Annotated in this window: 19 protein-coding genes; 10 read left to right on the top strand and 9 right to left on the bottom strand. The window is 68.6% G+C overall.

The features are described from left to right. Positions 1-7 precede the first annotated feature (7 nt). From ACFQGD_RS29645 to guaA, 3 genes are all read left to right on the top strand, one after another. Positions 8-1,144: a GuaB3 family IMP dehydrogenase-related protein gene (locus ACFQGD_RS29645; RefSeq protein ID WP_345404162.1), complete on the top strand. Its 1,137-nt coding sequence runs from the start codon at positions 8-10 to the stop codon at positions 1,142-1,144. Between the two features lie 56 nt (positions 1,145-1,200). Further along, the gene (locus ACFQGD_RS29640; RefSeq protein WP_345404165.1) at positions 1,201-2,916 is read left to right on the top strand and encodes a GMC family oxidoreductase; all 1,716 of its coding nucleotides are present in this window, start codon (positions 1,201-1,203) and stop codon (positions 2,914-2,916) included. Between the two features lie 242 nt (positions 2,917-3,158). Further along, positions 3,159-4,715: a glutamine-hydrolyzing GMP synthase gene (gene guaA / locus ACFQGD_RS29635; RefSeq protein WP_345404168.1), complete on the top strand. Its 1,557-nt coding sequence runs from the start codon at positions 3,159-3,161 to the stop codon at positions 4,713-4,715. Here the strand turns inward: guaA and ACFQGD_RS29630 are convergent, their stop codons facing one another. Together ACFQGD_RS29630 and ACFQGD_RS29625 are read right to left on the bottom strand one after the other, a co-directional pair. Next, a complete protein-coding gene (locus tag ACFQGD_RS29630; RefSeq protein ID WP_345404171.1) occupies positions 4,716-4,919 on the bottom strand; it encodes a hypothetical protein in 204 nt (67 codons plus the stop codon). It abuts the gene before it with no gap. After that, positions 4,912-6,297, bottom strand: a complete 1,386-nt coding sequence (locus ACFQGD_RS29625) for a PspC domain-containing protein (RefSeq protein ID WP_345404174.1) — start codon at positions 6,295-6,297, stop codon at positions 4,912-4,914. Before ACFQGD_RS29625 ends, ACFQGD_RS29630 begins: the two co-directional genes overlap by 8 nt. A gap of 229 nt (positions 6,298-6,526) precedes the next feature. On the opposite strand from ACFQGD_RS29625, the gene ACFQGD_RS29620 reads away from it, so the two are divergent. The 4 genes from ACFQGD_RS29620 to ACFQGD_RS29605 all read left to right on the top strand — a co-directional run bounded on the left by ACFQGD_RS29620 (position 6,527) and on the right by ACFQGD_RS29605 (position 10,882). Beyond that, positions 6,527-7,825: a PspC domain-containing protein gene (locus tag ACFQGD_RS29620; protein WP_345404400.1), complete on the top strand. Its 1,299-nt coding sequence runs from the start codon at positions 6,527-6,529 to the stop codon at positions 7,823-7,825. Continuing rightward, positions 7,822-8,505 carry a response regulator transcription factor gene (locus tag ACFQGD_RS29615; RefSeq protein WP_345404177.1) on the top strand — a complete coding sequence of 228 codons (684 nt, stop codon included), beginning with the start codon at positions 7,822-7,824 and terminating at the stop codon, positions 8,503-8,505. Before ACFQGD_RS29620 ends, ACFQGD_RS29615 begins: the two co-directional genes overlap by 4 nt. Before the next feature lie 198 nt (positions 8,506-8,703). Further along, a complete protein-coding gene (locus tag ACFQGD_RS29610; protein WP_345404180.1) occupies positions 8,704-9,978 on the top strand; it encodes a DUF445 domain-containing protein in 1,275 nt (424 codons plus the stop codon). A 55-nt stretch (positions 9,979-10,033) separates the two neighbouring features. After that, positions 10,034-10,882, top strand: coding sequence for a DUF4393 domain-containing protein (locus ACFQGD_RS29605; RefSeq protein ID WP_345404183.1), 849 nt, complete (start codon positions 10,034-10,036; stop codon positions 10,880-10,882). A gap of 51 nt (positions 10,883-10,933) precedes the next feature. On the opposite strand, the gene ACFQGD_RS29600 is transcribed toward ACFQGD_RS29605, so the two are convergent. The 6 genes from ACFQGD_RS29600 to ACFQGD_RS29575 all read right to left on the bottom strand — a co-directional run bounded on the left by ACFQGD_RS29600 (position 10,934) and on the right by ACFQGD_RS29575 (position 17,469). Continuing rightward, complete coding sequence (locus tag ACFQGD_RS29600; RefSeq protein ID WP_345404186.1) at positions 10,934-12,121, bottom strand: serine/threonine-protein kinase; 1,188 nt, start codon at positions 12,119-12,121, stop codon at positions 10,934-10,936. A gap of 4 nt (positions 12,122-12,125) precedes the next feature. Beyond that, positions 12,126-13,652, bottom strand: coding sequence for a serine/threonine-protein kinase (locus ACFQGD_RS29595; RefSeq protein WP_345404190.1), 1,527 nt, complete (start codon positions 13,650-13,652; stop codon positions 12,126-12,128). Between the two features lie 276 nt (positions 13,653-13,928). Beyond that, positions 13,929-14,774 (bottom strand): hypothetical protein, encoded by an 846-nt coding sequence (locus ACFQGD_RS29590; RefSeq protein ID WP_345404193.1) that lies wholly within the window; start codon positions 14,772-14,774, stop codon positions 13,929-13,931. 230 nt (positions 14,775-15,004) lie between these two features. After that, entirely contained in the window at positions 15,005-16,429 is a 1,425-nt protein-coding gene (locus ACFQGD_RS29585) for a hypothetical protein (protein WP_345404196.1), read from the bottom strand. A 315-nt stretch (positions 16,430-16,744) separates the two neighbouring features. Next, a complete protein-coding gene (locus tag ACFQGD_RS29580; protein ID WP_345404199.1) occupies positions 16,745-17,062 on the bottom strand; it encodes a hypothetical protein in 318 nt (105 codons plus the stop codon). A 116-nt stretch (positions 17,063-17,178) separates the two neighbouring features. Continuing rightward, complete coding sequence (locus ACFQGD_RS29575) at positions 17,179-17,469, bottom strand: chorismate mutase (RefSeq protein WP_345404202.1); 291 nt, start codon at positions 17,467-17,469, stop codon at positions 17,179-17,181. A gap of 239 nt (positions 17,470-17,708) precedes the next feature. Here ACFQGD_RS29575 and pcrA point away from each other — a divergent pair, with 239 nt between their 5' ends. Beyond that, positions 17,709-20,207 carry a DNA helicase PcrA gene (pcrA, locus tag ACFQGD_RS29570; RefSeq protein WP_345404205.1) on the top strand — a complete coding sequence of 833 codons (2,499 nt, stop codon included), beginning with the start codon at positions 17,709-17,711 and terminating at the stop codon, positions 20,205-20,207. A gap of 106 nt (positions 20,208-20,313) precedes the next feature. Continuing rightward, the gene (locus ACFQGD_RS29565) at positions 20,314-20,559 is read left to right on the top strand and encodes a hypothetical protein (protein ID WP_345404208.1); all 246 of its coding nucleotides are present in this window, start codon (positions 20,314-20,316) and stop codon (positions 20,557-20,559) included. 56 nt (positions 20,560-20,615) lie between these two features. On the opposite strand, the gene ACFQGD_RS29560 is transcribed toward ACFQGD_RS29565, so the two are convergent. Further along, positions 20,616-21,380: a M23 family metallopeptidase gene (locus ACFQGD_RS29560; RefSeq protein ID WP_345404403.1), complete on the bottom strand. Its 765-nt coding sequence runs from the start codon at positions 21,378-21,380 to the stop codon at positions 20,616-20,618. Positions 21,381-21,919: 539 nt separating this feature from the next. Here ACFQGD_RS29560 and ACFQGD_RS29555 point away from each other — a divergent pair. After that, entirely contained in the window at positions 21,920-23,692 is a 1,773-nt protein-coding gene (locus ACFQGD_RS29555) for a hypothetical protein (RefSeq protein ID WP_345404212.1), read from the top strand. Positions 23,693-23,698: the final 6 nt, after the last annotated feature.

The following is a 23,698-nucleotide window of genomic DNA, read 5'->3' as shown; positions in this document are numbered from 1 at the left end:
TTCTCACGTGCGGGACATGGTTGAGATCGGCATGGGGCGCACCGCGCGCCGTGCCTATGACCTCGATGACATCGAGATCGTCACGTCGCGGCGCACGCGGTCATCCAAGATCGTGTCGACCGCGTGGCAGATCGACGCCTACCGTTTCGACCTGCCGCTGGTGACGCATCCAACCGACGCGATCGTGTCGCCGGACACCGCGATCTCCATCGGAGAGCTTGGCGGGCTTGGCGTGCTGAACGCCGAGGGCCTGTGGGCGCGGCACAGCAACGTCGAGGAGGCACTCGACTCGGTCATCGCGGCGGCCGACGACATCGACGACACCGACGCGATCGTGCGCCGGTTGCAGACGCTGCACGCCGCGCCGTTGCGCATGGACCTCATCGCGGAAGCGATCAAGAAGGTGCGCGAGGCCGGCGTGACGGTCGCGGTGCGGGTGAGCCCGCAGCACGCGGCCGAGTTGACGCCGGACCTGCTCGCGGCGGGTGTCGAGGTGCTGGTCGTGCAGGGCACGATCGTCTCCGCCGAGCACGTGTCGAAGGACGGCGAGCAGCCGCTCAATCTGAAGGAGTTCATCTCCGAGCTGGACGTGCCGGTCGTCGCCGGTGGCGTGAGCGACTACCGCACCGCGATGCACCTGATGCGCACCGGCGCGGCCGGCGTGATCGTCGGGCACGGCTACTCGCCCGGCGTCACCACCACCGACAGGGTGCTTGGCATCGGCGTGCCGATGGCCACCGCGATCATCGACGCCGCTGCCGCGCGCCGCGACTATCTCGACGAGACCGGTGGCCGGTACGTGCACGTCCTCGCCGACGGCGGGGTGGCGTGCAGTGGCGACATCGCCAAGGCCGTCGCCTGCGGCGCGGACGCCGTGATGCTCGGCGCGCCGCTCGCCGCCGCCGCCGAAGCCCCTGGCCAGGGGCTGTACTGGACGTCGGCCGCCGCGCACCCCTCGCTGCCGCGTTCGCGGGTCGCCGCTGGTCCGGACCACGAGGTCGACCTCAAGACGTTGCTCTACGGCCCGTCGTCCGACGCCGACGGCACCGTGAACCTGTTCGGCGCGCTACGCCGAGCTATGGCGAAAACCGGCTACTCCGACCTCAAGGAGTTCCAGAAGGTCGACCTGAACGTCCGTCGCTGACCCGCCAGTAACTTACCTCTGGTCAGGACTGCGCCAAGCGGGTTATCCTGACCGGTGTGACTGCGCGTAACACGAACGAGCCTGACTACGACGTCATCATCGTCGGCTCTGGATTCGGCGGCAGTGTCGCCGCGCTCCGGCTGACCGAGAAGGGCTACCGGGTAGCCGTGATCGAGGCGGGGCGCAGGTTCACCGACGACGAGTTCGCCACGACGTCCTGGGATCTCCGCAAGTTCCTGTGGGCGCCCGAGCTGGGCTGCTACGGCATCCAGCGGATCCACATGCTCAAGGACTGCATGATCCTGGCTGGCTCCGGCGTCGGCGGTGGCTCGCTGGTGTACGCGAACACGCTTTACCGGCCGCTCAGGCCGTTCTACCAGGACAAGCAGTGGTCACACATCACGGACTGGGAGGACGAGCTCGCACCGCACTACGACCAGGCGAGTCGGATGCTCGGCGTGGTCACCTGCCCGCTCGACACCCCGCACGACGAGGTCATGCGCAAGGTCGCGGCGGACATGGGCATCGCGGACAGCTACCACCCGACGCCGGTCGGTGTGTACTTCGGTGAGAAGGGCAAGACAGCGTCCGACCCGTACTTCGGCGGCGAGGGCCCGGAGCGCACCGGCTGTATCGAGTGCGGCAGCTGCATGACCGGCTGCCGCCACAACGCGAAGAACACGCTGGTCAAGAACTACCTGTACCTGGCGGAGAAGAACGGCGCGAAGGTCATCCCGATGACGACGGTGACCGCGCTACGCCCGCGCGGCGACGGCTCCTACGAGGTCGACATCCGCAAGACTGGCAGGCACTCCAAGCGGTTCCGGCACACCCTCACCGCGGGCAAGGTCGTGCTCGCGGCGGGCACATGGGGCACACAGAACCTCCTACACAAGATGCGCGACACCGGCACGCTGCCGAAGCTTTCCGACAAGCTCGGCGTGCTGACCAGGACCAACTCCGAGGCGATCATCGGGTCGTCGCGGATCACGGTGGATCCCGAGCGCGACTTCAGCAAGGGTGTCGCGATCACGTCGTCCATCCACCCGGATGAGATCACCCACATCGAGCCGGTGCGCTACGGCAAGGGCAGCAACGCCATGGGCCTGCTGCAGACGCTGGCCACGGACGCCACGCAGGAGACATCGCGGCTGCGGCAGTTCTTCAGCTTCCTGGCGCGCAATCCGATCACCACCGCGAAGCTCCTGCGCACGTACCGCTGGAGCGAGCGGACGATGATCCTGCTCGTGATGCAGTCGCTCGACAACTCGATCACGACGTACACGAAGAAGGGCCTGTTCGGGCGACGCAAGTACACGTCAAAGCAGGGCCACGGCGTGCCGAACCCGACGTTCATCAAGTCCGGCTACGACGCCAACCAACTCGCCGCGAAGTACATCGACGGCATGGCGGGCAGCACCTGGAGCGAACTGTTCAATATCCCGCTGACCGCGCACTTCATCGGGGGGTGCGCGATCGGGGACAGCGAGCAGGACGGTGTGATCGACCCGTATCACCGGGTGTTCAACTATCCGGGTGTGTCCGTCGTGGACGGCGCGGCGATCACCGCGAACCTGGGCGTGAACCCGTCGTTGACGATTACCGCGCAGGCCGAGCGGGCGATGTCGTTCTGGCCAAACAAGGGCGAGACGGACCCGCGCCCCGAGCAGTCCGACGGCTACCGGCGGATCGCTCCGGTCGCGCCCGTGTCACCCGCGGTACCCGCCGACGCGCCTGGCGCGCTGCGGCTACCCATCGCCGAGGTGCGCTGAGGGGCGCTGACGGCCAACCTTGCGGGCGGATCTTGAGCGTTTCTGGTCGTCCGACATCTCATGACACACGGCAGTCGTCCGAACAGCCAAAGATGCTCAAGATCCACCCGCTGCGAGCCGAGACGCACCAGGCGGCGTGACTGGACGTCGAGAGCGCGCCGGAGCCTGCCGTGCCCCGCCCCCGGTGTGGCGGCCGTCGCCTGGGATGATGGGGCCAGGCCGTGTACGCAGGAGGTTCGCTGGTGGCCAGTCCGACAGGTCCCGTTCTCGTCGTCGACTTCGGCGCGCAGTACGCCCAGCTCATCGCGCGCAGGGTGCGCGAGGCGCAGGTGTACTCCGAGGTCGTCCCGCACACCGCCAGCGTTGACGACATTCTCGTCAGGGATCCCGCCGCGATCGTGCTCTCCGGCGGCCCGTCCAGCGTCTACGAAGAAGGCGCGCCCGGCATCGACCCCGCGCTGTTCGACGCGGGCGTGCCGGTGTTCGGCATGTGCTACGGCTTTCAGCTCATGGCCAACGCGCTCGGCGGTACGGTGGAGAACACTGGTGGTCGCGAGTTCGGCCGCACCGAGTTGACCATCGCCGGAGACGGCGGCGTGCTGCACGGCGGGCTGCCCGTGCACCACCCCGTGTGGATGAGCCACAACGACGGCGTCACCAAGGCCCCCGAGGGCGCGACGGTCACGGCGTCGTCGCCGGGCGCGGACGTCGCTGGCTTCGAGGACGTCGAACGTCGTTTCGCGGGCGTGCAGTACCACCCCGAGGTCGCGCACTCCCCGCACGGCCAGGAGGTGCTGCGCCGGTTCCTGCACGACATCGCGGGCATCCGACCGCAATGGACGACGACGTCGATCGTCGACGACCAGGTCGCGAAGATCCGCGAGCAGGTTGGCGATGGCCGCGCGATCTGCGGGCTGTCCGGCGGGGTGGACTCCGCAGTGGCTGCCGCGCTAGTGCAGCGCGCCATCGGTGACCGGCTGACCTGCGTGTTCGTCGACCACGGCCTGCTGCGCGCTGGCGAGCGGGCGCAGGTGGAGCGGGACTTCGTCGCCGCGACCGGCGTCAACCTCGTCACCGTCGATGCCCGCCAACGCTTCCTCGACGCGCTCAAGGGCGTCAGTGACCCCGAGGAGAAGCGCAAGATCATCGGCCGCGAGTTCATCCGGGTCTTCGAGCAGGCCGAGCGGGACCTCAAGGCGCAAGGCGACTACCGGTTTCTCGTGCAGGGCACGCTCTACCCGGACGTCGTCGAGTCTGGCGGCGGCTCGGGGACGTCCAACATCAAGAGCCACCACAACGTCGGCGGGCTACCGGGGGACCTGGCGTTTGACCTGGTCGAGCCGTTGCGGCTGCTGTTCAAGGACGAGGTGCGCCGTGTCGGGCTGGAACTGGGCTTGCCGGAGACGATCGTGCACCGCCAGCCGTTCCCTGGTCCCGGACTTGGCATCCGAATCATTGGCGAGGTCACGGCGGACCGGCTGGACACGCTCCGCGCGGCGGACGCCATCGCCCGCGAGGAGTTGACCGCCGCCGGGCTGGACCGCGACATTTGGCAGTGCCCCGTCGTGTTGCTCGCGGACGTCCGCAGCGTCGGTGTGCAGGGCGACGGACGCACCTACGGCCACCCCGTCGTGCTGCGGCCGGTATCCAGCGAGGACGCCATGACCGCCGACTGGACTCGGCTGCCCTACGACGTCCTCGAACGAATCTCCACTCGCATCACCAACGAGGTCGCCGACGTCAATCGGGTCACGCTGGACGTGACCTCCAAGCCACCGGGCACCATCGAGTGGGAGTGATCACCGATCGCGGCCGAGTGAGCTGGCCAGCAGCGAGACCCCAATGGCGGCAGCCGCGCCTGCCAGCAGCCAGCGCAGGTCGATGTCGGGTAGCCATGACGCGCCGTCGCTGAGCACGTAGCCCGCGACGAGCAGCGTCACGACGCCGCTGATCAGTGCGAACAGGTCGACGCGGCGGGTGCTGTGGTCGCTTGTGTCAGCCACGCTCGATCACCACCGATCCCATCATGCTGGAGACGTCGAGGTTGATCCGCTGCCCACCTTCGCCGTCCTCACCGAACGACTCGCCGGACACCGGGGCCATGCCCATGCCTTCGCTGCGTTCGTCGAGGCAGTTGACCTCACCGATGTGGGCGTCGCAGGTGAAGGTCACGTCCGCGTCGGCGGGCACTCGTACGACGGCCTCGCCCATGCCGACGTCGATGGTTGTAGTGATCGGCTCTTCGGTGGTGTCGACGTCGTCGAGTTGGGTCAAGTCGAGGTGGATCGAGCCCATGGTGCGCTGGTAGACCGGCTCGAGTTGGTCCAGCGACCTCGGGGTCTCGTCGACCTCGCCGATCCCACCGCCTGGGAGCCGGTCGAACGGGATCGCGGTCAGGGCTACGCCAGCCGCCGCTAGCGGCAGGGCGAGCAGCACCAGGCCGCGACCGGTACCCGCGAACGACGCGGCGACCATACCGAGGCCGAGCACGCCGAGGGTGAGGCCGATGACGTGAGCCGCGGTGAACCACTCGACGCCGGAAACACCCAGGGTAAGCCCGACGCTCGCGGTGAGCAGCGCCAGTCCCGCCGCGACATAGCTGATCCGTGACCTCGGTCGGGGGCGTGCCATCGGCACTGTGGGGGCCGCCGGTTGTGGGGGTTGCGGTGCCGCGTCCGGGCCGGGCAGATCCCACCCGAGTGGCGCCGCGCCAAGCGGATCCCAGCCGCTCGGTCCGTTGACGTCGGGTGCGCCGGTGGTGCGGATGTCGCCGTAGCTGGGGCCGGACGCGGTGGCGGTCGCCCCCGGGGTGACCGCGGACGCGACGGTGTCTTTGGTCGCGGTGGCGCTGGCGTCACCGGCGTCCCCGTCCGTCGCGCGGGCGGTGAACGTCGCCGGACCCGCCGCGTACGACGTCGGCATGGGCCGGTGTGTGTCGCCCCGCTTGTGGTGCAGCGTGTAGAGCCCGACCAGGAACAACAGGAACAGCACGAACCCGCCACCATCAAGCCAACTGCCGCTGAGCGTGCCCGCCGTGACCGGGATCAGGATCAGGCCGAGCACGATGGCCAGCCCGGACGACATGGCACTCCGGCCCTTGCCGAGCAGCGCCTCCGCGCCGGAGACCTCGTCGCCCTCCTCGGGCAGGAACAACCAGCCGAGCAAGTAGCACAGGATGCCGAAGCCGCCGACGATCGTCGCGACGACGAAACCAACGCGCACGAGCACGGGGTCGATGCCGTACCGGTTGCCGATGCCCGCCGCGACGCCCGCGATCTTCCTGCCGCGCCGAGGACGCCGTGGTCGGGTGGACCAGAAATCCTTGGCCGTCTCCTCGACGCTCTCCCGCGCCGATGGCCGGTTGCCTGCTGGTGGGGTCATGGCCATAATCTTGCGCCGTTGACCGGGTACCACACATCCGGGAGCAACCCTGATTTCCGCGCTCAGGGTCGTTCCCTGATGCGCAGCGCAGCCCGGACGTGTGAGCATGAACCACGTGCAGGACGACGCGCGGCGGGATCACCCGCTCCGGCGCCATGGCGTGCGACGACATCGCTCGCCGCACCGCCGCGCGCGCGTCCGGGAACACCACAGGGATCAGACAGGGGGAATGATCGTGACGGCACCGGCAGGAGTCCGGGTGCCGACGCGCACGACGGGCTCGGTGGTGACCGAGCCGGAGCCGACGGCGAAACTCACCCGCCGCAGGGGGAGCGTGCTCGCGGGTGTCGCCGGTGGCATCGCCGACCACCTCGGCGTCGACGTCTTCAAGGTGCGGCTGCTGTTCGCCGCGCTCTGCGTCGTCGGCGGGGCTGGGTTCCTCGCCTACGGCCTGCTGTGGGTGTTCGTGCCGCAGCGCAGTGCCGGGGAGGCGACGCCAGGCTCGGCCAAGGAACGGCGACAGGCCGTTGGGCTGATCGCGCTCGGCATCGGCCTCGCTGTCGTCGGCAGTTCGGTCACCGGCAACTTCAGCGGCTGGATCACCGGCCCGCTCGCGCTCGCCCTCATCGGTGCCGTTCTCGTCTGGCGGGAGGCGGACGAATCGCAGCAGCGCCGCTGGCGGGCCGGTCCGGTCGGTGCGGTGCTCGGCGGGGGTGGCTGGCCAGCCGCCGTGCGGATCATGGCCGGGGTGGCGCTCGTCCTTACCGGCGTCGGCGTCGTCACACTGCGGGGCGGCTCGTTCGACCAGGTTCAGTTCGCGCTGATCTCGGTGTTCGCGACGCTGGTCGGCGTCGCGGTGCTGACGGTGCCGTTCTGGCTGCGGTTGGTGCGCGACCTCGGCGAGGAACGCGCTGTGCGCATCAGGACGGAGGAACGCGCCGAGATCGCCGCTCACCTGCACGACTCGGTGTTGCAGACACTCGCGTTGATCCAGAAGCAGTCGGAGTCGCCGAAAGAAGTCGCCCGGCTGGCTCGCGGTCAGGAGCGGCAACTGCGTACCTGGCTCTACGGCGCCGCGGGCTACGGTGCTGACGGGAGCGCCGGTGACGGCCACGCACCGGCAGCGCGGTTGTCCGATGTGCTCGGTGAGGCGGCGGGTGAGGTGGAGGACACCTTCGCCGTTTCGGTGCAGCACGTCGTCGTCGGCGACGCCGACCTCACCCCCGCACTGACGGCGCTGGTCCAGGCCGCGCGGGAGGCGATGGTCAACGCCGCGAAGCACGCCGCGGTCGACGAGATCAGCGTCTATGCCGAGGTCGAGCCGACGACGGTGTCGGTCTTCGTGCGAGACAGGGGCACGGGCTTCGACCCGGACGACATCCCTGACGACCGGCATGGCCTCGCCGACTCGATCAAAGGCAGGATGGAGCGCAACGGCGGTAGCTGCACGGTGCGCACCGCCAAAGGGGAAGGCACGGAAGTGCGGCTGGAAATGCCGGTCGCCACGACGGAAGGGGCGCCACGGTGAGCGCTGAGGATCTCGGCAGGCGGACGGGCGAGCCGGTCACGGTGTTCCTCGTCGACGATCACGGGTTGTTCCGGGCGGGAGCGCGCGCCGAGCTGGAGAACCTGTCCGACGACGTCACGGTGGTCGGTGAGGCCGGGTCGGTCCGGGAGGCCGTCGCGGGCATCATGCGGACGAGACCACAGGTGGTGCTGCTCGACGTCCATATGCCGGATGGTGGCGGCGCCGAGGTGCTGCGACAGATCCGCCCCGAGCTGCCAGATGTCGTGTTCCTCGCGCTGTCGGTGTCGGACGCCGCGGAGGACGTCATCGCGGTGATCAGGGGCGGCGCACGCGGCTACGTCACCAAGACCATCTCGTCGCGGGACCTGGTGCGGGCCATCATCCGTGTCGCCGACGGCGACGCGGTGTTCTCGCCGAGGCTGGCCGGGTTCGTGCTGGACGCCTTCGCGGAGCGGCCGGGCGCGCCGCCGATCTCCGATCCCGACCTGGACCTGCTCACGCCGAGGGAACGCGACGTTCTGCGGCTGCTCGCGCGGGGCTATGCCTACAAAGAGATAGCGTCTGAGCTGTTCATCTCGATCAAGACGGTCGAGACCCACGTGTCAAGCGTGCTACGCAAGACGCAGCTGTCCAACCGCTACGAGCTCTCCCGCTGGGCCTCCGACCGCAGGCTGGTCTAAACGCGCCGCCGCGACCGGAGGGGACCACGTCGTGATCGCGGCCGACCGCGTTGCGGTCGTTGCCCGCCACTGATAGGTCGAGCACCCTTGTCTGGCGAAATTCGATCTGGTCGCGCATGATGAGTCAGCACGACACTCCGGCGGTGATGATTGGCGCACAGCGCACCTCCGGGGGCAAGGTGTAAGGAGGCCGTGCAGATGGAACAGGAGCTGCTCGCGCACCTCATCACCATCCCGCTGTTCACCGGTGTGATCGGCTACATCACGAACTGGACCGGTGTGCTGATGCTCTTTCAGCCGCTGAAGTTCCACGGCATTCGTATCCCGGGCTTGAAGATCCTCTTCCCTTTCTTGCCTCGCAGGGTGCAGGTTATTCCCGCGATTACCAGCGATGGCAGGTTCGGATGGCAGGGGATCGTGCCTTCACGGGCGGCCAAGATGGCCAGCATCGCGGTGGACAAAGGGCTGGCCAAGCTCGGCAGCATTTCCGACTTCTACCGTGAGCTCGAACCGGACAAGATAGCGGAGCGGCTGACAGAGATCGCGGAGCTGGAAATCCGCGAGGTCGTCGAGCGGATCATGATGCGGGAGGAACCGCAGCTGTGGCGGGATCTCCCGCCACAGGTCAAAGAAGTCGTGCACGCCAGGGTCATCGAGCGTCTGCCTACGCTTGTGCGGCAGCTCACCGATGAGATCGGCGCGAACATCGATCAGCTGCTCGACGCCAAGCTGATGGTGATGCGCCACTTGGAACAGCATCCGGAACTGCTCAACGACATGTTCCGCAAGGTGGGCAAGAAGGAGCTCACCTTCATGCAGAACTTCGGTTTCTACTTTGGCTACCCTATGGGGTTCCTGCTGGTGTGGGTCGTGGAAATGGTCCCGCAGTGGTGGGTGTTGCCGATCGGCGGCGTGATCATTGGTTACGTCGTCAACTACCTCGGCATCATGATGATTTTCGAGCCGGTGCGCCGCACCAGGTGGGTGCCGTGGAAGCAGGGACTGTTCATCAAGCGCAAGGAAGAGATCGCCGACGTCTACGCGAAAATCATCTCGGATAACGTGATCACCATTAACAACGTCGGCAACGAGCTGCTGCACGGGCCGAGGTCCGACCGCACGCACCAGATGCTGGAGAATCTGCTGCGGCCCACCATCGACAGGGCGGTCGGCCCGGCGCGACCCGCCGTGCGGATGGTCGTCGGCTCGCGTTCCTACGACCGCATCAGGCAGTCGGTGGCCACTGAGTCGACGCGGTTCGCGCCGCGAGCGTTCGGTGACGAGGAGTTCAACGTGCGGCAGGCGAACAAGATCTTCCGGTTCGTCGCGGACCAGATGCGCAGAATGAGCCTTGACGATTTCAACGAGCTGTTGCGCTCGGCGATCAAGCAGGACGAGTGGCTGCTGTTCGTGCACGGCGCGGTGCTCGGCGCGGGCGCGGGTTTCCTGCACCTGGCTATCTTTGGCGTATGAGGGGTGGCGGCGCGGAAGTGACGTCGCTGGTGAGTTTGCGAAGAGGAACGGTGACATGGCTCAGCACGTCACGGACGACGAGGGCGGCAAGAACCTGCCAGATGGCAGGAACCTGCCCGCACGAGCGGACGAGGCCGAGAACCACGAGGTCGGCCTGCTCGACGGCGTCTCCGGCCTGGCGCGCGTCGCGGCGACCGGCTGGTGGCGCGCGACGTCGGCTGTCGTCGAGACGACGGTGCATACCGGCTCCAAGATCGTGAAGTCCGCGCTGAATGGTGCTTCGCCGGCACAGATCGTCGACGAGACGGCGACGGAGCTACGCACGATCGCGCAGCGCTCGCTCGGTTTCGGCGAGCATGAGAGCGAGGACGACGACTCGTCCCGGCATCGCTGCTCCGAGCAGGAGCTGAAGGCGCGGGGTGCGGCGCTGTTGCAGCGTTCGGCGGACGTCCGCTGGAACGACGACATGCATCCCGCTTACGAGCGCATCCTCGAGGAGATCGCGCCGGACGAGGCCCGCATCCTCAAATACCTCGCGCTCAACGGTGCGCAGCCCACCGTAGACGTCCGCACTACTCGGCCGTTCGGTGTCGGTTCCGAGCTGGTTGCCGAGCGGCTGTCGATGATCGGGGAGGAAGCGGGCTGCCGCCACCTCGACCGCACCAACGCCTACCTGAACAACCTGTTCCGGCTCGGGCTGCTGTGGTTCTCGAAGGAAAAGGTGGAGCCGTCGCGGTACCAGGTGGTCGAGGTGCAGCCGATCGTCCAGGACGCGATGAAGCGAGCGGGCCGGTCGCCGAGCACGGTGCACCGCAGCGTGCACCTGACGCCGTTCGGCGTTGACTTCTGTAAGACCTGCCTGCCGCTGGACTCACCGGGCTACGGCGGTCCGATCGTGCTGTGAGTCCCCGCGCGTCGCGCGGAGGGCTTGGTGCTCGCGGCGTCGATCCGGCGCTCAGACCAGCAGGAGTTCGGTGAACAGAATGCCGACCATCGCGGCGGCGAGTACGGCGATGGCGAGCAGTGCCCGCATCGCCGTCCGGTTCTGCGACGCCGGAGTGGTGGCCCGTGCGGCATCGCCAGGATGGCCGGTCCCGGCGGCGTTCATCATGGGCGGCATCGGCTGGTGATGCCAGTCAGGCGTGTGCTGCGCGGCCACCGACGACGTCGCGGCGATCGGCTGAGGCGCTGGTGCCGGTGGTGGCGCTGGCCGCGTCCGGATAGGTGTTGTGGGATGCGGCTGCGCGGGCGGACTCGCTGTGCCCTGTCGAGGCGCCGCCGTGGCGGCAGCGGACGACTCAGCCTCGTTCACGGAGGATTGGTGTGGCTGTGGTGGCACCGCGCGCGGTGTGGGCTGCCTGCCTTCCGCGATCGCCGTCAGCGCCTCCCAGCAGCTGCCCATGGATGGTCGTTCCATCGGGTTGGTCGCCAGCATGTCGGCGAGCAAGCGCGGCAGCAGCGTCGCGGCGTCGGTTGGTGCGGTGGTGTCGGCGTGGGCAGCGCTGCCGAGGTCGGGTCCAGGGTCGGTGCCGAGTGGTCCGAACGGGGTGGCGCCGCGCACCGCGAAGTACAACGTCGCGCCAAGCGAGAAAACATCGGACGCGGCTGTCGCCGTGCCGCCCGCGATGACCTCGGGAGCCCGGAAGGCCGGGTCGTGGTGCAGCGCCCCGACGCCGAAGTCGGTGATCTGCACTCCGCCGTCGTCGGCGAGCAGGACGTTGGCCGGCTCCACCGCGCGGTGGGTGATACCCAGCTCGGCGGCGGCCGCGAGCGCGGCGGCGAGCTGCGCACCGAGGGTGACGGTGTCCTGTGCGGCAAGCTTCCCGTGCCCAGCGAGGAAGTCGGCCATCGTCCGTGACGGCACATACTCCATGATCAACCAGATGCCGTCGCCCTCGACCAGCACGTCGTAGACGGTCACCGCACACTGGTGTTTGAGCCGCGCGGCATCGCGAGCCCGCTGGACGGCGATTTCGAGCTCGGTGTCGGTCGCGGTGCCGCCCTGGGGTAGCGCGACCGGCTTGGCGGCGACGGTGCGGTGTACGCGCTGGTCCTGCGCGATCCAGATGAACCCGCCCCGGCCTCGACCGATCGGCTGGCTGAGCCGGTATCGGTCGCCGAGAAGCCTGCCCTCCGTTGTCACCGTGCTAGCTCGTTCCCGCCGTCGGCTCGGTGCTCGTGGTGCCTGTGGACGTCTCGTCGGTGGGTTCCTCAGGCGGCTCCTCAGGCGGCTCCTCTGGTGGCTCCTCAGGGACCGATTCCGACGTCGTCGTGGTAGTGGTGGTCGTCGTTGATGCGGTGGTGGTCGTCGTTGTCGTTGGTTCGGTCGTCGTCGTGGTCGTTGTCGGTTCCGGCTGTGGCTGGGGCTGTTGCTGGATCGTGGTGACCCCCGGCAGCTCCGAGGTGGTCGTGGTTGTCGTCGTCGGCTCGGTTGTCGTGCTCGTCGTCGACCCGACCTGCTGCTGCTCGTTCGGCTCGTCCGGTGGGCTGCTGGTGACCAGCCACAGCGCGAACGCGGAGACGACGGCGAGGGTGCCGACGGCGAAAGCGGGACCGGCCCAACTCTTGCGGTGCTCCGGTTCCGACGCGTCCGGCGGTCCGGTCGGTGGGGCCACCGTGGTGCGGGTGGCGCCGTCATGGGCATCGGCGTAGAACGCGCTTGGCTGGTACGTGGTCGCCTGGCCGTCACCAGCACCCGCGCCGCCAGCGACATCGTCGTCGAGGCTCCCCGCGTGGCCGACGAGGCTGGTCTGTGCCGCGGCATCGCCGGTCCCGGCGGCCCCAGCGCCGAGTGCGCCGCCTGCCACCATCGCCGTCGGGTCGGCGTCGACGGGAGCGCCGACCGGCGTCTCGCCCCGTGCGACGGCGTCGAGCATCTCCTCGGCCTCTGCCGCGCTCGGCCTGCGTGCTTTTTCGGGGTGGAGCAGCAGCGCGAGCACGCTGGTCAGCGGGCCGGACCGCTGCGGCGGGTTGATCTGGCCAGCGGCGACCGCGTGCAGGAGGCCTAGGGTGTTCTCGCTGAGCCCGAACGGTGGCATTCCCTCCGTCGCGGCGTAGAGCGTGGAGCCGAGCGAGAAGACGTCCGACTCTGGCCCTGGATCCTCGCCGATGGCCACTTCTGGCGCGAGGTAGGCGGGGGTGCCAGCGATCATGCCGGTCTTAGTGACCGTGACGTCGTCCTTCGCGCGCGAGATCCCGAAGTCGGTGATCTTCACGACGCCGTCTTCGGTCAACAGGATGTTGGCTGGCTTGATGTCGCGGTGCACGATGTCGACGCGGTGTGCGCTGGCCAGTGCCGCCGCGATCTGCGCGCCGATGCGCGCCACTTCGAGCGGCGGCAGCACGTCGTCCCGCTGCACGACCGATGCCAGGCTCGTCGACTCGAGGTATTCCATGATCAGGCACGGCTGGCCCTGATCGTCGGTGACGACGTCGAACACGGTGATGGCATTCGGGTGATGCAGCCTGGCCGCTATTCGGCCCTCACGCATCGTCCGTTGGCGAGCCTCTTCGGCCTCCCCCTCGTCAAGGCCAGGCTGCAGGAGCAGCTGCTTGATGGCGACCGTGCGGCCCAGCAGTTCGTCCTGCGCCTGCCAGACGGCACCCATCGCTCCGGTGCCGATCCGCTTGTTGATCCGGTATCGACCGGCGACAAGACGGCCCTCGTCGCTCACTGGTAGGCCCCTCGGTGTTCGCTTGGCATCGGTGGTGGTTCCACTCCCTGGCTGTCCTGCTGATGCGGACGTGTCAGCAGGTCACAGTGCCCGTGACGTGGCCCGTTGGCGTGGCCGCCCGCAGTCAGCACCGCACCGACTCGACGCTCCTCGCCCCATGGTCACCCACTGCGGCGCACTCTACCCCACGCATGCCCGCTGGCCGGCTTGTCGTTCAGGGTAAGTGTTCACGCTGTGCACACGGATCCGGTACAGAGTTGTCCGCTATGACCTCGCTCACGGTCGCGGACTATGTTGCGCCGAGAGCAACCGCGCCTCGGTGATCAGCGCAGGTGGGCCAGCCTCCACCCGGAGTAAATGCGTCACCCGATAGCGCTGCGAATCGGCTCTCGTCACGGTGATTACCGCACGCACTAATCCGTCGGGGCGCACGCTCACCCGATGCACCGTCACCGTGTCGATGAACCGGAGCGCGTCACTGAGGGCGTCCGGCTGACCATCGAGCAGGCTGCCGCCGAGCATGCCGAGCGCATCCTCCGGCTCCTCGGTGACGCTGCGGTAGAAGTCACGGACGAACGCGCCGCTGTCGTCGTCGGTGTTGGCCCGGAGCGTGGGCTCCGGCGTCGCCGAGGGGGTGTTGCCCGACTCGGTGGCCGACTGTGTTGGCGCCGTCGCGGCGTCACTACGGCGTACCGGGTTGGCGCGTTGGGTCACGGGCGCGGTTTCGGCGTGCGGCGAGGTGGTCATCGCGAAGCCCGCCAGCGCGGCGATTCCGGTGATCTGTCGTTCCGGTGGTGCCTGGCGCGCCGCCGTGCGATACCGGTCGAGGAAGACAGCGGCGACCAGTGCCCCGCACAGCAGCGCGACGGCGAGCACGAGGCCGGTCAGCTTGGCTACCCGCGCCGCCGTGGTTTCCGGCTCTTCCCAGACGGTGTCCTCAGCGGGGGCGTCGACGCTGTGGTCCGGTCCGCCTGGTTCGGGAACGCGCAGTGGGCTGGGGTCGTGGAGCAACGCGTTGAGATAGTCCCGGTCGACGTTCGGGTCGGAAAGGACACGCTCGCTGAACACATCCTCGATGCGCTCAGGCGGTTGGGTGCGCCCGCTGCGTCGCTGCCGTCTCACACCTAGCACCATCCGCTCGCCTGCCTTCCCGGTTCGCCCGTCTCCGCAGGTGGCGAGCCTGCGAACCGCGACGTCACCGGGCCGGGGCCAAGGGGCGCGTGCGGCTCGCTGGCTCAGCTCAAAGCGTGCCGGGTGGCCGGAGACCGATGCCAGTCAGTGTCGGTGAAGTGCCCGCTACTGTCGGCAAACGGTTAAGCGGTTAGCCCAAGTGGCCTAACTCGACGTCCGGTTTAGTCGTCTGTGATCTTGTCGCCCTCTTCGAAGCGCAATGTCCGCTGTTGCCGTTCCGTGGTGCCGTCGGTGAAGACGACCTTCACGGTGTTGACGGTGACCCGGTTGCGCTGATCGATGTAGATGTGCTCGATCTCGAAGTAGGCGATGTGAGAGTACCGGGCCGCGATCGCGTCGGCGCCCTCGGCGTAAAGGTCACCGCCGGTCTGCTCGTGCGCCTTTTCCGGGTTCTCCGTGATCTGGTTCAGGAAGATCTCGGACCGGTCGCCCATCGTCTCGGCATCCGGCGGGAACCGGTAGAAGTAGTCCGACCTGGTCTCCCTCGATGCCGGTGATGGTGGTGGCTTCTGTGGTTCCGCGGTCGTCGTCGGCGTCGATGACGGCGCCGACGACGTGGTCGGCGCCGGGGCAGCGGGTGCGCTCGTCGGCCGCGGCGACTTCGTCGTCGTCACCCTGGAGCTGGACGGGATCACGGCGGCGCGGTCGGCTATGACGTTCGACGACGACTTGGGGGACGCCGTAGTCGTCCGCTCCGGGAGCCCGGCGAAGCCCTCGTTGTGCAGCGGCGGTGGGTTCTCGCCGCGCAGGCCGGTCCAGTTGTCGACGGCGACCTGATCCGTCGTCGGCTGGCCGACGAAGTACGACGCTGCGACAAGGAGCGCGACGACGACACCGCCAGAGGACACCGTGGCGAACCATGCGGCCTTGCGCCAACTCCGGGGCGGGGTGACGGATGCGGGGACGGTGCCGAGGTCGAACGTGCTCAGCCCGTCCTTCGGCGGGGCGTAGTACACCTTCGGCTCGCTGCGGCGGGGTTCCGTCGGCGTCAGCGTGACCTTGGTGCGCCGGACGGTGGTCTCGCCAGACCGGGTGCCGGACGACGCGGGTGGCTCGGCCAGCGGCTGGTCCTCGGCCGGTGGTTCGAGCGCGGTTTCGGCGGTGGTGGCCGCGTCCGTGGCGGTGACGTCAGGGCGCCAGTGGCCCGCCGTGTCCACGCCGCTGAATCCGTACGCGGCTTCCCACGCGTCGGGTTCCTGTGCCAGCTCGTCGAGGGGGAGTTCGCCGGACAGCGTTGTCGTCGTCGCCGTTCGCGTCGACGTCGCGGTCCCCACGGACGTCCGTCGCGCTGAGGTCGCTGTCGCCGCTCGTGCGGCAGACGCGGTGGGTATGGCCGTCGCTGTCGTGTTCGTGGTGTCGCGTGCGTACTCCCGCGTGCGCTGACGGGGGTAGTGGGCGTACCTGGCCCCGGTGTCGGTCTGGGACGCGATCAGCGGAGCCGTTGGCGCGGTCGGAGTCGCGGCCGGGCTGCCGTGCCGCGCGCCGCCCGTGCGAGGACGTACGTTAGGCGTCCACGTGTTCGCGCCCGCGCCGCGCCGATGCCTTCCGGGCCGATGGATGCCCGGGTCGCTGATCGCCTCGCTCATGCCGGGGTGACCCTCCCGCGGCTGCGACTTGACGACGGAAGCCGCGACCTTCCGTCGAATGGAGCAGCGTCGGCTGCTGCGACTGCGGTAGTGCGTGCGTGCGGGTAGGCTCCTCCGGCACGCGTCCGCAGCCGCGCCGGAGGGCGCTGCTTGTGCAGCTTCACGTGCACCAGAGTAGGAGGCTCACAGTGAGATACCAGCTTGGGCCCGAAAAAATCTGTCACATCATCCGAACGCGTGCCGACTGATCGGGTGAATGTTAGGCAGGCTGTGGGTATTTCGCTCGGATGTCCTTGTGTGCTAACGAGCCCCGTGCTAGCCGCCGATGCGATAGCGCTCTTGCGTTGACCGCAGGGCCTTGGTCGCGACGGCGCCACTGCCCGCCGCGATCAGGATGGCGAGGATGTCGACAGGGATGGAGTCGCTCGCGGTCAGCAACCACGCGAGTAGTGCACCAGCCGTGGCGCCGCCAGCCAGCGGCCAGCGACCGCGGACGTACGTCGCGATGGGGGAGCCGCCAGCACGCTTGGTCGCGGCGCTGTTGAGCATCGCGAGGTAGGCGACATTACCCAGCGCCGCGAGCACCGACACGATCGCGACGATGACCGCGATGAGGTTGACGATCGTTCCCATGGCACCAGTGTGCCCCTTGTGCGTCGGTTATGGCGTCGGGGACAACCCTGAATCTCGACGACTTCTTCGCGCCCGGCCGGATGACTGACAGCCGGCAGCGGATCAGCACCGGCGCCTCAGGTCCGGCCGAGGCGACCCCTGCCGAGGTTCAGCAACGCCATCGCGAGCTGCCGCCCCTCAGGCCCCAGCTCGCGGTAGCGGGCGAGGACGTCCATCTCGCGGTTGTAGACGATCCGTGTGCCGCCGGCGGCCAGTCGCGCCGCGCCGATCATCTTGGAGACGTCGATGCGGCGTTTGACGAGCCGCAGGATCTCGGTGTCGAGTTCATCGATCTCCGCGCGAAGGTCGTCGATCTCGTCGGCGGTCAGGGGAGTGTCCTGCGCGTCGTCACGTGCTTGCGTGTTCATGTGTCCTCCGGTTGAGCCGGAATTCGATGCCGGGCCCCTGAGCCGACGAAAGCCCCGGGGTCCGACGACTCCGGGGCTTGGTGACTGCTTGGCTGTGCACTACGCGATCACGGGAGCCGGAGTCCGGGTCCCGTAGAAAAATCGCGTCGCGTGATGCACGACGTCATTCTGACACAGTGCCAACGGAACCGTCGAGCCAGCGCAAGAGTGTCGCCGCGCACGGGTAGCGTTAATAGTCGATGAGCACCCTGTTTGACCTCACCCCAGAGAACCCGTTCGACGGCCCGACGCAGCCGAAGAACCGCGAGCTGCTCGCCGACCTGAACCAGGCGCAGCGGGACGCGGTGACGCACGTCGGCGGCCAGTTGCTTGTGGTCGCCGGTGCTGGTTCCGGCAAGACGAGGGTGCTCACTCGCCGCATCGCCTACCTGCTCGCCGAGCGCAAGGTCCACCCCGGTCAGGTCATGGCCATCACCTTCACCAACAAGGCCGCCGCCGAGATGCGCGAGCGGGTGGTCGAGCTGGTGGGTCGCAGGGCGAACGCGATGTGGGTGTCGACGTTCCATGCCATGTGCGTGCGCATCCTGCGCCGCGAGGCGAAGGTGCTCGCCGATGTGCTCGCGGGGTCGAGCGGCGTGACGTCGAACTTCTCGATCTACGACGCTGACGACAGCAGGCGGCTCATCAACCTCGTCGCGCGCGACCTCGACATCGACCCGAAGCGGTACCCGCCACGCGGGCTGGCGGCGCAGATCTCCAACTGGAAGAACGAGCTGATGACGCCGCTCGACGCGAAGGCGGCCGCCGCGAGCGACGCCGAGCGCAAGGCCGCCGACGTCTACCCCGAGTACCAGCGGCGGCTGGAGCAGGCCAACGCGTTCGACTTCGATGACCTGATCATGCGCACGGTCGAACTGTTGCGGGCCTCGCCCGACGTCTCGGAGTACTACCGCCGCCGGTTCCGCCACGTGCTTGTCGACGAGTACCAGGACACCAACCACGCGCAGTACGTACTGGTCAGGGAGCTGTCGGGCACCGAGAGAACCGAGTCGGGCACGGAACCGGCTGAGCTGTGCGTCGTTGGTGATGCCGACCAGTCGATCTACGCGTTCCGGGGCGCGACGATCCGCAACATCGAGGAGTTCGAGCGCGACTACCCGCGCGCGCACACGATCCTGCTTGAGCAGAACTACCGGTCGACGCAGACGATCCTGTCCGCCGCGAACGCCGTCATCGCGCGCAACTCCGGCCGCAGGGACAAGCGGCTGTGGACCGACAGCGGTGAGGGCGAAGCGATCGTCGGCTACGTCGCGGACAACGAGCACGACGAGGCCGCGTTCGTGGCAGGGGAGATCGACGCGTTGGTGGACGACGCCGCCGCGGGGTTCAAGTACTCCGACGTCGCGGTGTTCTACCGGACCAACAACCAGTCGCGTGTGTTCGAGGAGATCTTCATCCGGCTCGGTCTGCCGTACCGGGTGGTCGGCGGCGTGCGGTTCTACGAGCGCCGCGAGGTCCGCGACGCGCTCGCCTACCTGCGGGTGCTCGCCAACCCGCAGGACACCGTGAGCTTGCGGCGCATCCTCAACGTGCCCAAGCGCGGCATCGGCGACCGGGCGGAGGCCGCGGTCGCCTCCTACGCCGAGCGGGAGCGGATCTCGTTCTCCGACGCGCTGCGGGTGGCCGCGACGTCGGGGTCCGAAGTCGGTCTCGCCGCGCGGTCGGCCAACGCGATCGCGCGGTTCGTCGAGCTGATGAATGAGCTGGGCAAGCTGGTCGAAGCCGACGAACCACCAGCGGACATCCTGGAGGCGGTGCTGGAGCGCACCGGCTATCGCGCGCAGCTCGACGAGTCGGACGACCCGCAGGACGCGACCCGGTTGGAGAACCTGACCGAGCTGGTGACCGTCGCGCGCGAGTTCGGGGAGATGCCGGAGGCGTTCCAGACCGAAGCCGACGCCGTCGCTGCTGCCGAAGACGCCGAAGCCGCTGGCGTTGACGAGCCGGAGCAGGCGACGTTGGCGGCGTTCCTGGAGCGGGTGGCGCTTGTCGCGGACACCGACTCGATCCCTGACGCCGACGGCGACGCCGAGGACGATGCGGACGACAGCGACGATGACGCTGGCGTCGTCACGCTGATGACGGTGCACACCGCGAAGGGGCTGGAGTACCCGGTGGTGTTCGGTACTGGCTGGGAGGAAGGTGTCTTCCCGCATCAGCGGACCTTCGGCAAGGATGACGAGCTGGCGGAGGAGCGCAGGCTCGCCTACGTCGCGATCACACGGGCGCGGCGGCGGTTCTACGTCTCACGGGCGCTGGTCCGCTCGGCATGGGGCCAGCCGATGTACAACCCGGCGTCGCGGTTCCTGGACGAGATCCCCGCAGAGTTGGTCGAGTGGCGGCGCGAGGAACCGACCAACGGCGCGACGTCCGGTGGGCTGCCGCGCGCGGCGACGACGTGGGGCCGTGGTGGCGGTTTCGGGAACGACTCCGCGCAGGCGCGGCTCGCTGCCGGTGGCATGCGCAGCACGTCGTTCAGCGGCTGGAAGGACGACTGGAAGAAGACCGCCGCGCTTGAGCTGGCCGTCGGCGACCGGGTCAACCACGACAAGTACGGCCTCGGCACCGTCGTCTCCACCGACGGCAGCGGCCCGCGCGCGACCGCGACGATCGACTTCGGGACGTCCGGCACGGTGAAGCTGATGCTCATGGGCAGTGTGCCGATGGTGAAGCTCTGACCGTCAGGGTGCTTCCCTGGACGTGACACGCCACGCCACCTTCCCACACCACCCTCGCTCACCCTGCTACAAAGGACATCGAACACAGGTTCGACTAGGGGGTGACATGGACGAGTGGTTCCGAGTGCTCGCCGCCAACGTCTGGCGGTATCTCGACGCTACGGTCAGCGGCGATCCGAGCAAGGCGCCAACGATCGCGGACGCGCGCACGCTCGGCGCGGCATGGCGTGCGTTGCTACGCCTGCACGACGCGGAAGGCGGCGAGTGCGCGCGGTGCCAACGCGGGCACGCTGGCTCTTGCACGGTGTGGCAGATCGCGATCGGGTACTTCGTGCGCAGGCCACCACACTAAGGCGCGACAGCCCGCTGTGCGTCGACGCTCGGCGCGTGAGGTGCTCGGGGGCTGACTCAGAGGTGGACGCCGCGTTCGGCGAGCCAGGAAAGCGGGTCGATCTTCGTGCCGTCCTCGTGGGTCCACACCTCGAAGTGGAGATGCGGCCCTGTCGACTGGCCACGGTTGCCGACTTCGGCGATCGCCTGTCCAGCCTCAACGCGCTGACCTTCTGCGACGTAGTAGCTGTTGATGTGGCCGTACACGCTGACGCTGCCGTCCTCGTGCTGGACGCGGACCCACAGGCCGAAGCCGCTGGCGGCGCCCGCCTCGATCACGACGCCGTCTTCGACGGCGTGGATCGGGGTGCCGATGGGTGCCGCGACGTCGATGCCGTAGTGGGTGGTGCCCCAGCGGGCGCCGAAGACGGAGGTGAGGACACCCTCGACCGGAGCGACGGTGTCCGGCTTCATGGCCTCGAGTCGGGCCTGCCGTGCCTCGGCTTCGCGCTGTTTGCGTGCCTCGGTCACCTTCTTGCTCTGGGCGACCTTGCGGACCTCGGCGCTCGCGTCCTCAGCGCCGTCCGCGGGCAGCACGGCTGGTGCGGCAACCGGGGTATCGCCGCCAACGCCGGAAGCGCCGTTGAGGTCGGAGGAGTTCGCGAGCGGCGTGACGTCGCTCTCCGATGTCACGCCTTGCAGGGCTTGGCCAGTGGTAGCGGCGGCGAAAGCGCCGGCGGCGACTGCTGCGACGACCATCCTGCCGCGCAGGGCGGAGGACGGCGGGGAAAGTCGATGTGTCCCCCGTACTCGGGTGACGGCGCCCTCAAGCGCCCTCTCCAGCACAGGGGAAGGTTCTTCGCCGCCGGGGGAGCGGTGTCGAGCCAAGTCGGGGCCTTCCGTTACTCGGATGTCGGCCACAGGGCCCGGGCGGGGGATCCCGGTGAGTGGCTCGGGGGCGCCACTCGATGACTCCATGATGGAGCCAACCCTATTCGTGACCGGACTGTAATGGGGACCGGGGAACAGTAACGAACAGGTACCGGCAAAGGCAAGATCTACTCTGCGTGTCGGCCAAACGAGCGTGGAGTGCCAAGCTTCTAACAGGGGTTATAACGCTGCGTAGACGTAAAACTACTCCGTTCGGTGTGGCGTGGGTTACAGTTTGGGGTCCGTTGTGACGGTTACTACCCTCAATTAACCCTCGAGGCGGGCCGTGACGCGGTAACGCGCTTGACAATCCGCGACGCAAGGGGAGCAGCCGAGGAGACGTCGAATCTGCCTTGTGCCCGCGACAGTATGTCCTAGCGCTTGGTACGGAGAGTCCTAACCCCCAGCGCGCCGTGCCAGCCGCGGCGACGTGGCTTGCTAGCGTCGCAGAGATGACTCCGCGCTCGCGACCCGCCGCCCCGGGAGCGTCCGATGCCGCCCGACTCGATCCGTCCGCCGCTGGCGGGCGGATGGGCATTGTCATGGCGGTCGTGCTGGCCGGTGTCGCCGCGCTCGCGCAGTCGGTCGCCGCGCTCGTCGGGGTCGTGACCGGTGCGGAGCCCGCGTTCCTGGCCTGGCCGTTGCTTGTCCTCTTCGCCGCACTGCCCGCGGGCTTCGCGTTCCTGCTCGTGGTACGCGGTATGTCTGGCAACGCCGCGGGCGTGCTCGCGGGCGCCGGGTTGATCGCGGCGTGCGGTGTGGTCGCGGACATGCAGGTCGCGATCGACGCCACCAGGATGGCCCGGCCGGAACTGCTGCTGCCGCAGATCGAGGTATCACCCGCGTGGTGGAGCCTTGGACTGTTGCTCGCGGGCAAGCTACTTGCCGCCGTCGCCGGAGTCGCCGCGCTGCGCTCCGCACGCCTCCTGCCGGATGACACCTCCGACCGCGAACGGGTCAGGCAACCACTCGCGCTGCTCGCGGCGGCATTCGGGCTGCTCGTCGGTCTCGGCGCGCTCCTCTCGCCCTACACCTCCACGGATCCGCTGTTGCTGGACTCCGCCGCGCTGGACGGCCCGCCGTTCGTGCTCGCCGGTGCCGTACTGCTCGCTATCGCGGTACCGGTCGTCGCGGCGCTCGGCGTCGCGAACCGTGCTGGCGGTGTCGTGACCGGCATCCTCGGTGGGCTCGCCCTCGGTGGCCTGCCGCTCGCGGTTTTGCCGCTCGTGGCGGCATGGCGGCTGGCGTTCGTGCACCCCACCGTGGGCCCTGTCCTTGTTCTGGTCGGCGTTGGGGGGCTCGCGTCGCTCGCGACGATGCCGAACCGATGGCTGGTCGGGCTGCTGGCGCGACGCGCCGATGGCGTGGGCGGTGACGGTGATGCCCATGTGCCGCCGCCGCGAGTGCTATACGCCATCGCGGGTGGGCTGGCGATCGTCGCGAGCGCGAGCGCCATCGCCGGTGCGATGACGTCGTTGGTGATTGGGCCGGACGGGCGCGAGGTCGGCAGCCCTGCGCAGTTCTTGCTCTACCCCGTCGGGCTCGGGCTCGGACTGCTTGGCGTCGCGGCGTTCCTGCCAGCCGTCACGGCGTGGGTGCGTCCGATCTTCTCCGTCGCGTGGACGGGAGCGTTGCTTGTCGGCACGCAGGTGCTCTCGGTGCCGATCGCGGCGGACGAGTTGCCGATAGAGACCACGCCTGGTGCCGCGGGCTGGTGGACGTTCGGCACGGTCGTCATGACGGTGTTGCTCGCGGTGTGTTCGCTAGTGGCGGGTGTCGTCGAACGGGAGGAGACCGGCAGGTCGCCTGCCGTCGCCGACGCCGAGGTGTCCGGCGGGATCGGCGGGATGCTGATCGGCGGCGGATCGGTGCTCGCGGGAGCGCTCGTGTTCGGCGCGTTCTTGTTGCCGGTCGTGCGTTCGCCGGACTACGTCCCCTCGGCGCTCACGGGGGAGATCGACGTCGCGTTCTGGGGCGTGCTGTTGGTCACCCTCGCCGTGCTCGGCGCGCTGGGGCTCGTTCCGCGCAGTGGCCAGGCGTCCGCCGTCGGCTTGCTTACCGCCGTCACCGGAGTGGTCGGTCTCCGCTTGCTGGAGTCCTACGCCGTCGGCAGGCGTTACGATGTGACGATCGGATTGGGCGCATGGTTCGCGATCGGCGCCATCGTCGTGCTCGTGGCTCTGGCCATCACGGTAGCCATTCGAGGTAGCTCGACCGAGCGGTGACCGACT

The sequence above is a fragment of the Haloechinothrix salitolerans genome (assembly GCF_042662605.1).
Lineage (GTDB): Bacteria > Actinomycetota > Actinomycetes > Mycobacteriales > Pseudonocardiaceae > Haloechinothrix_A > Haloechinothrix_A salitolerans.
This window is presented reverse-complemented; position numbering and strand designations above follow the sequence as displayed.

Coding starts and splice junctions, on each gene's coding strand:
- ACFQGD_RS29555 (WP_345404212.1), top strand. CDS start 21,920: ATGACTCCGCGCTCGCGACCCGCCGCCCCGGGAGCGTCCGATGCCGCC.
- ACFQGD_RS29585 (WP_345404196.1), bottom strand. CDS start 16,429: ATGAGCGAGGCGATCAGCGACCCGGGCATCCATCGGCCCGGAAGGCAT.
- ACFQGD_RS29580 (WP_345404199.1), bottom strand. CDS start 17,062: ATGGGAACGATCGTCAACCTCATCGCGGTCATCGTCGCGATCGTGTCG.
- ACFQGD_RS29610 (WP_345404180.1), top strand. CDS start 8,704: ATGGAACAGGAGCTGCTCGCGCACCTCATCACCATCCCGCTGTTCACC.
- ACFQGD_RS29605 (WP_345404183.1), top strand. CDS start 10,034: ATGGCTCAGCACGTCACGGACGACGAGGGCGGCAAGAACCTGCCAGAT.
- ACFQGD_RS29565 (WP_345404208.1), top strand. CDS start 20,314: ATGGACGAGTGGTTCCGAGTGCTCGCCGCCAACGTCTGGCGGTATCTC.
- ACFQGD_RS29625 (WP_345404174.1), bottom strand. CDS start 6,297: ATGACCCCACCAGCAGGCAACCGGCCATCGGCGCGGGAGAGCGTCGAG.
- ACFQGD_RS29620 (WP_345404400.1), top strand. CDS start 6,527: ATGATCGTGACGGCACCGGCAGGAGTCCGGGTGCCGACGCGCACGACG.
- ACFQGD_RS29575 (WP_345404202.1), bottom strand. CDS start 17,469: ATGAACACGCAAGCACGTGACGACGCGCAGGACACTCCCCTGACCGCC.
- pcrA (WP_345404205.1), top strand. CDS start 17,709: ATGAGCACCCTGTTTGACCTCACCCCAGAGAACCCGTTCGACGGCCCG.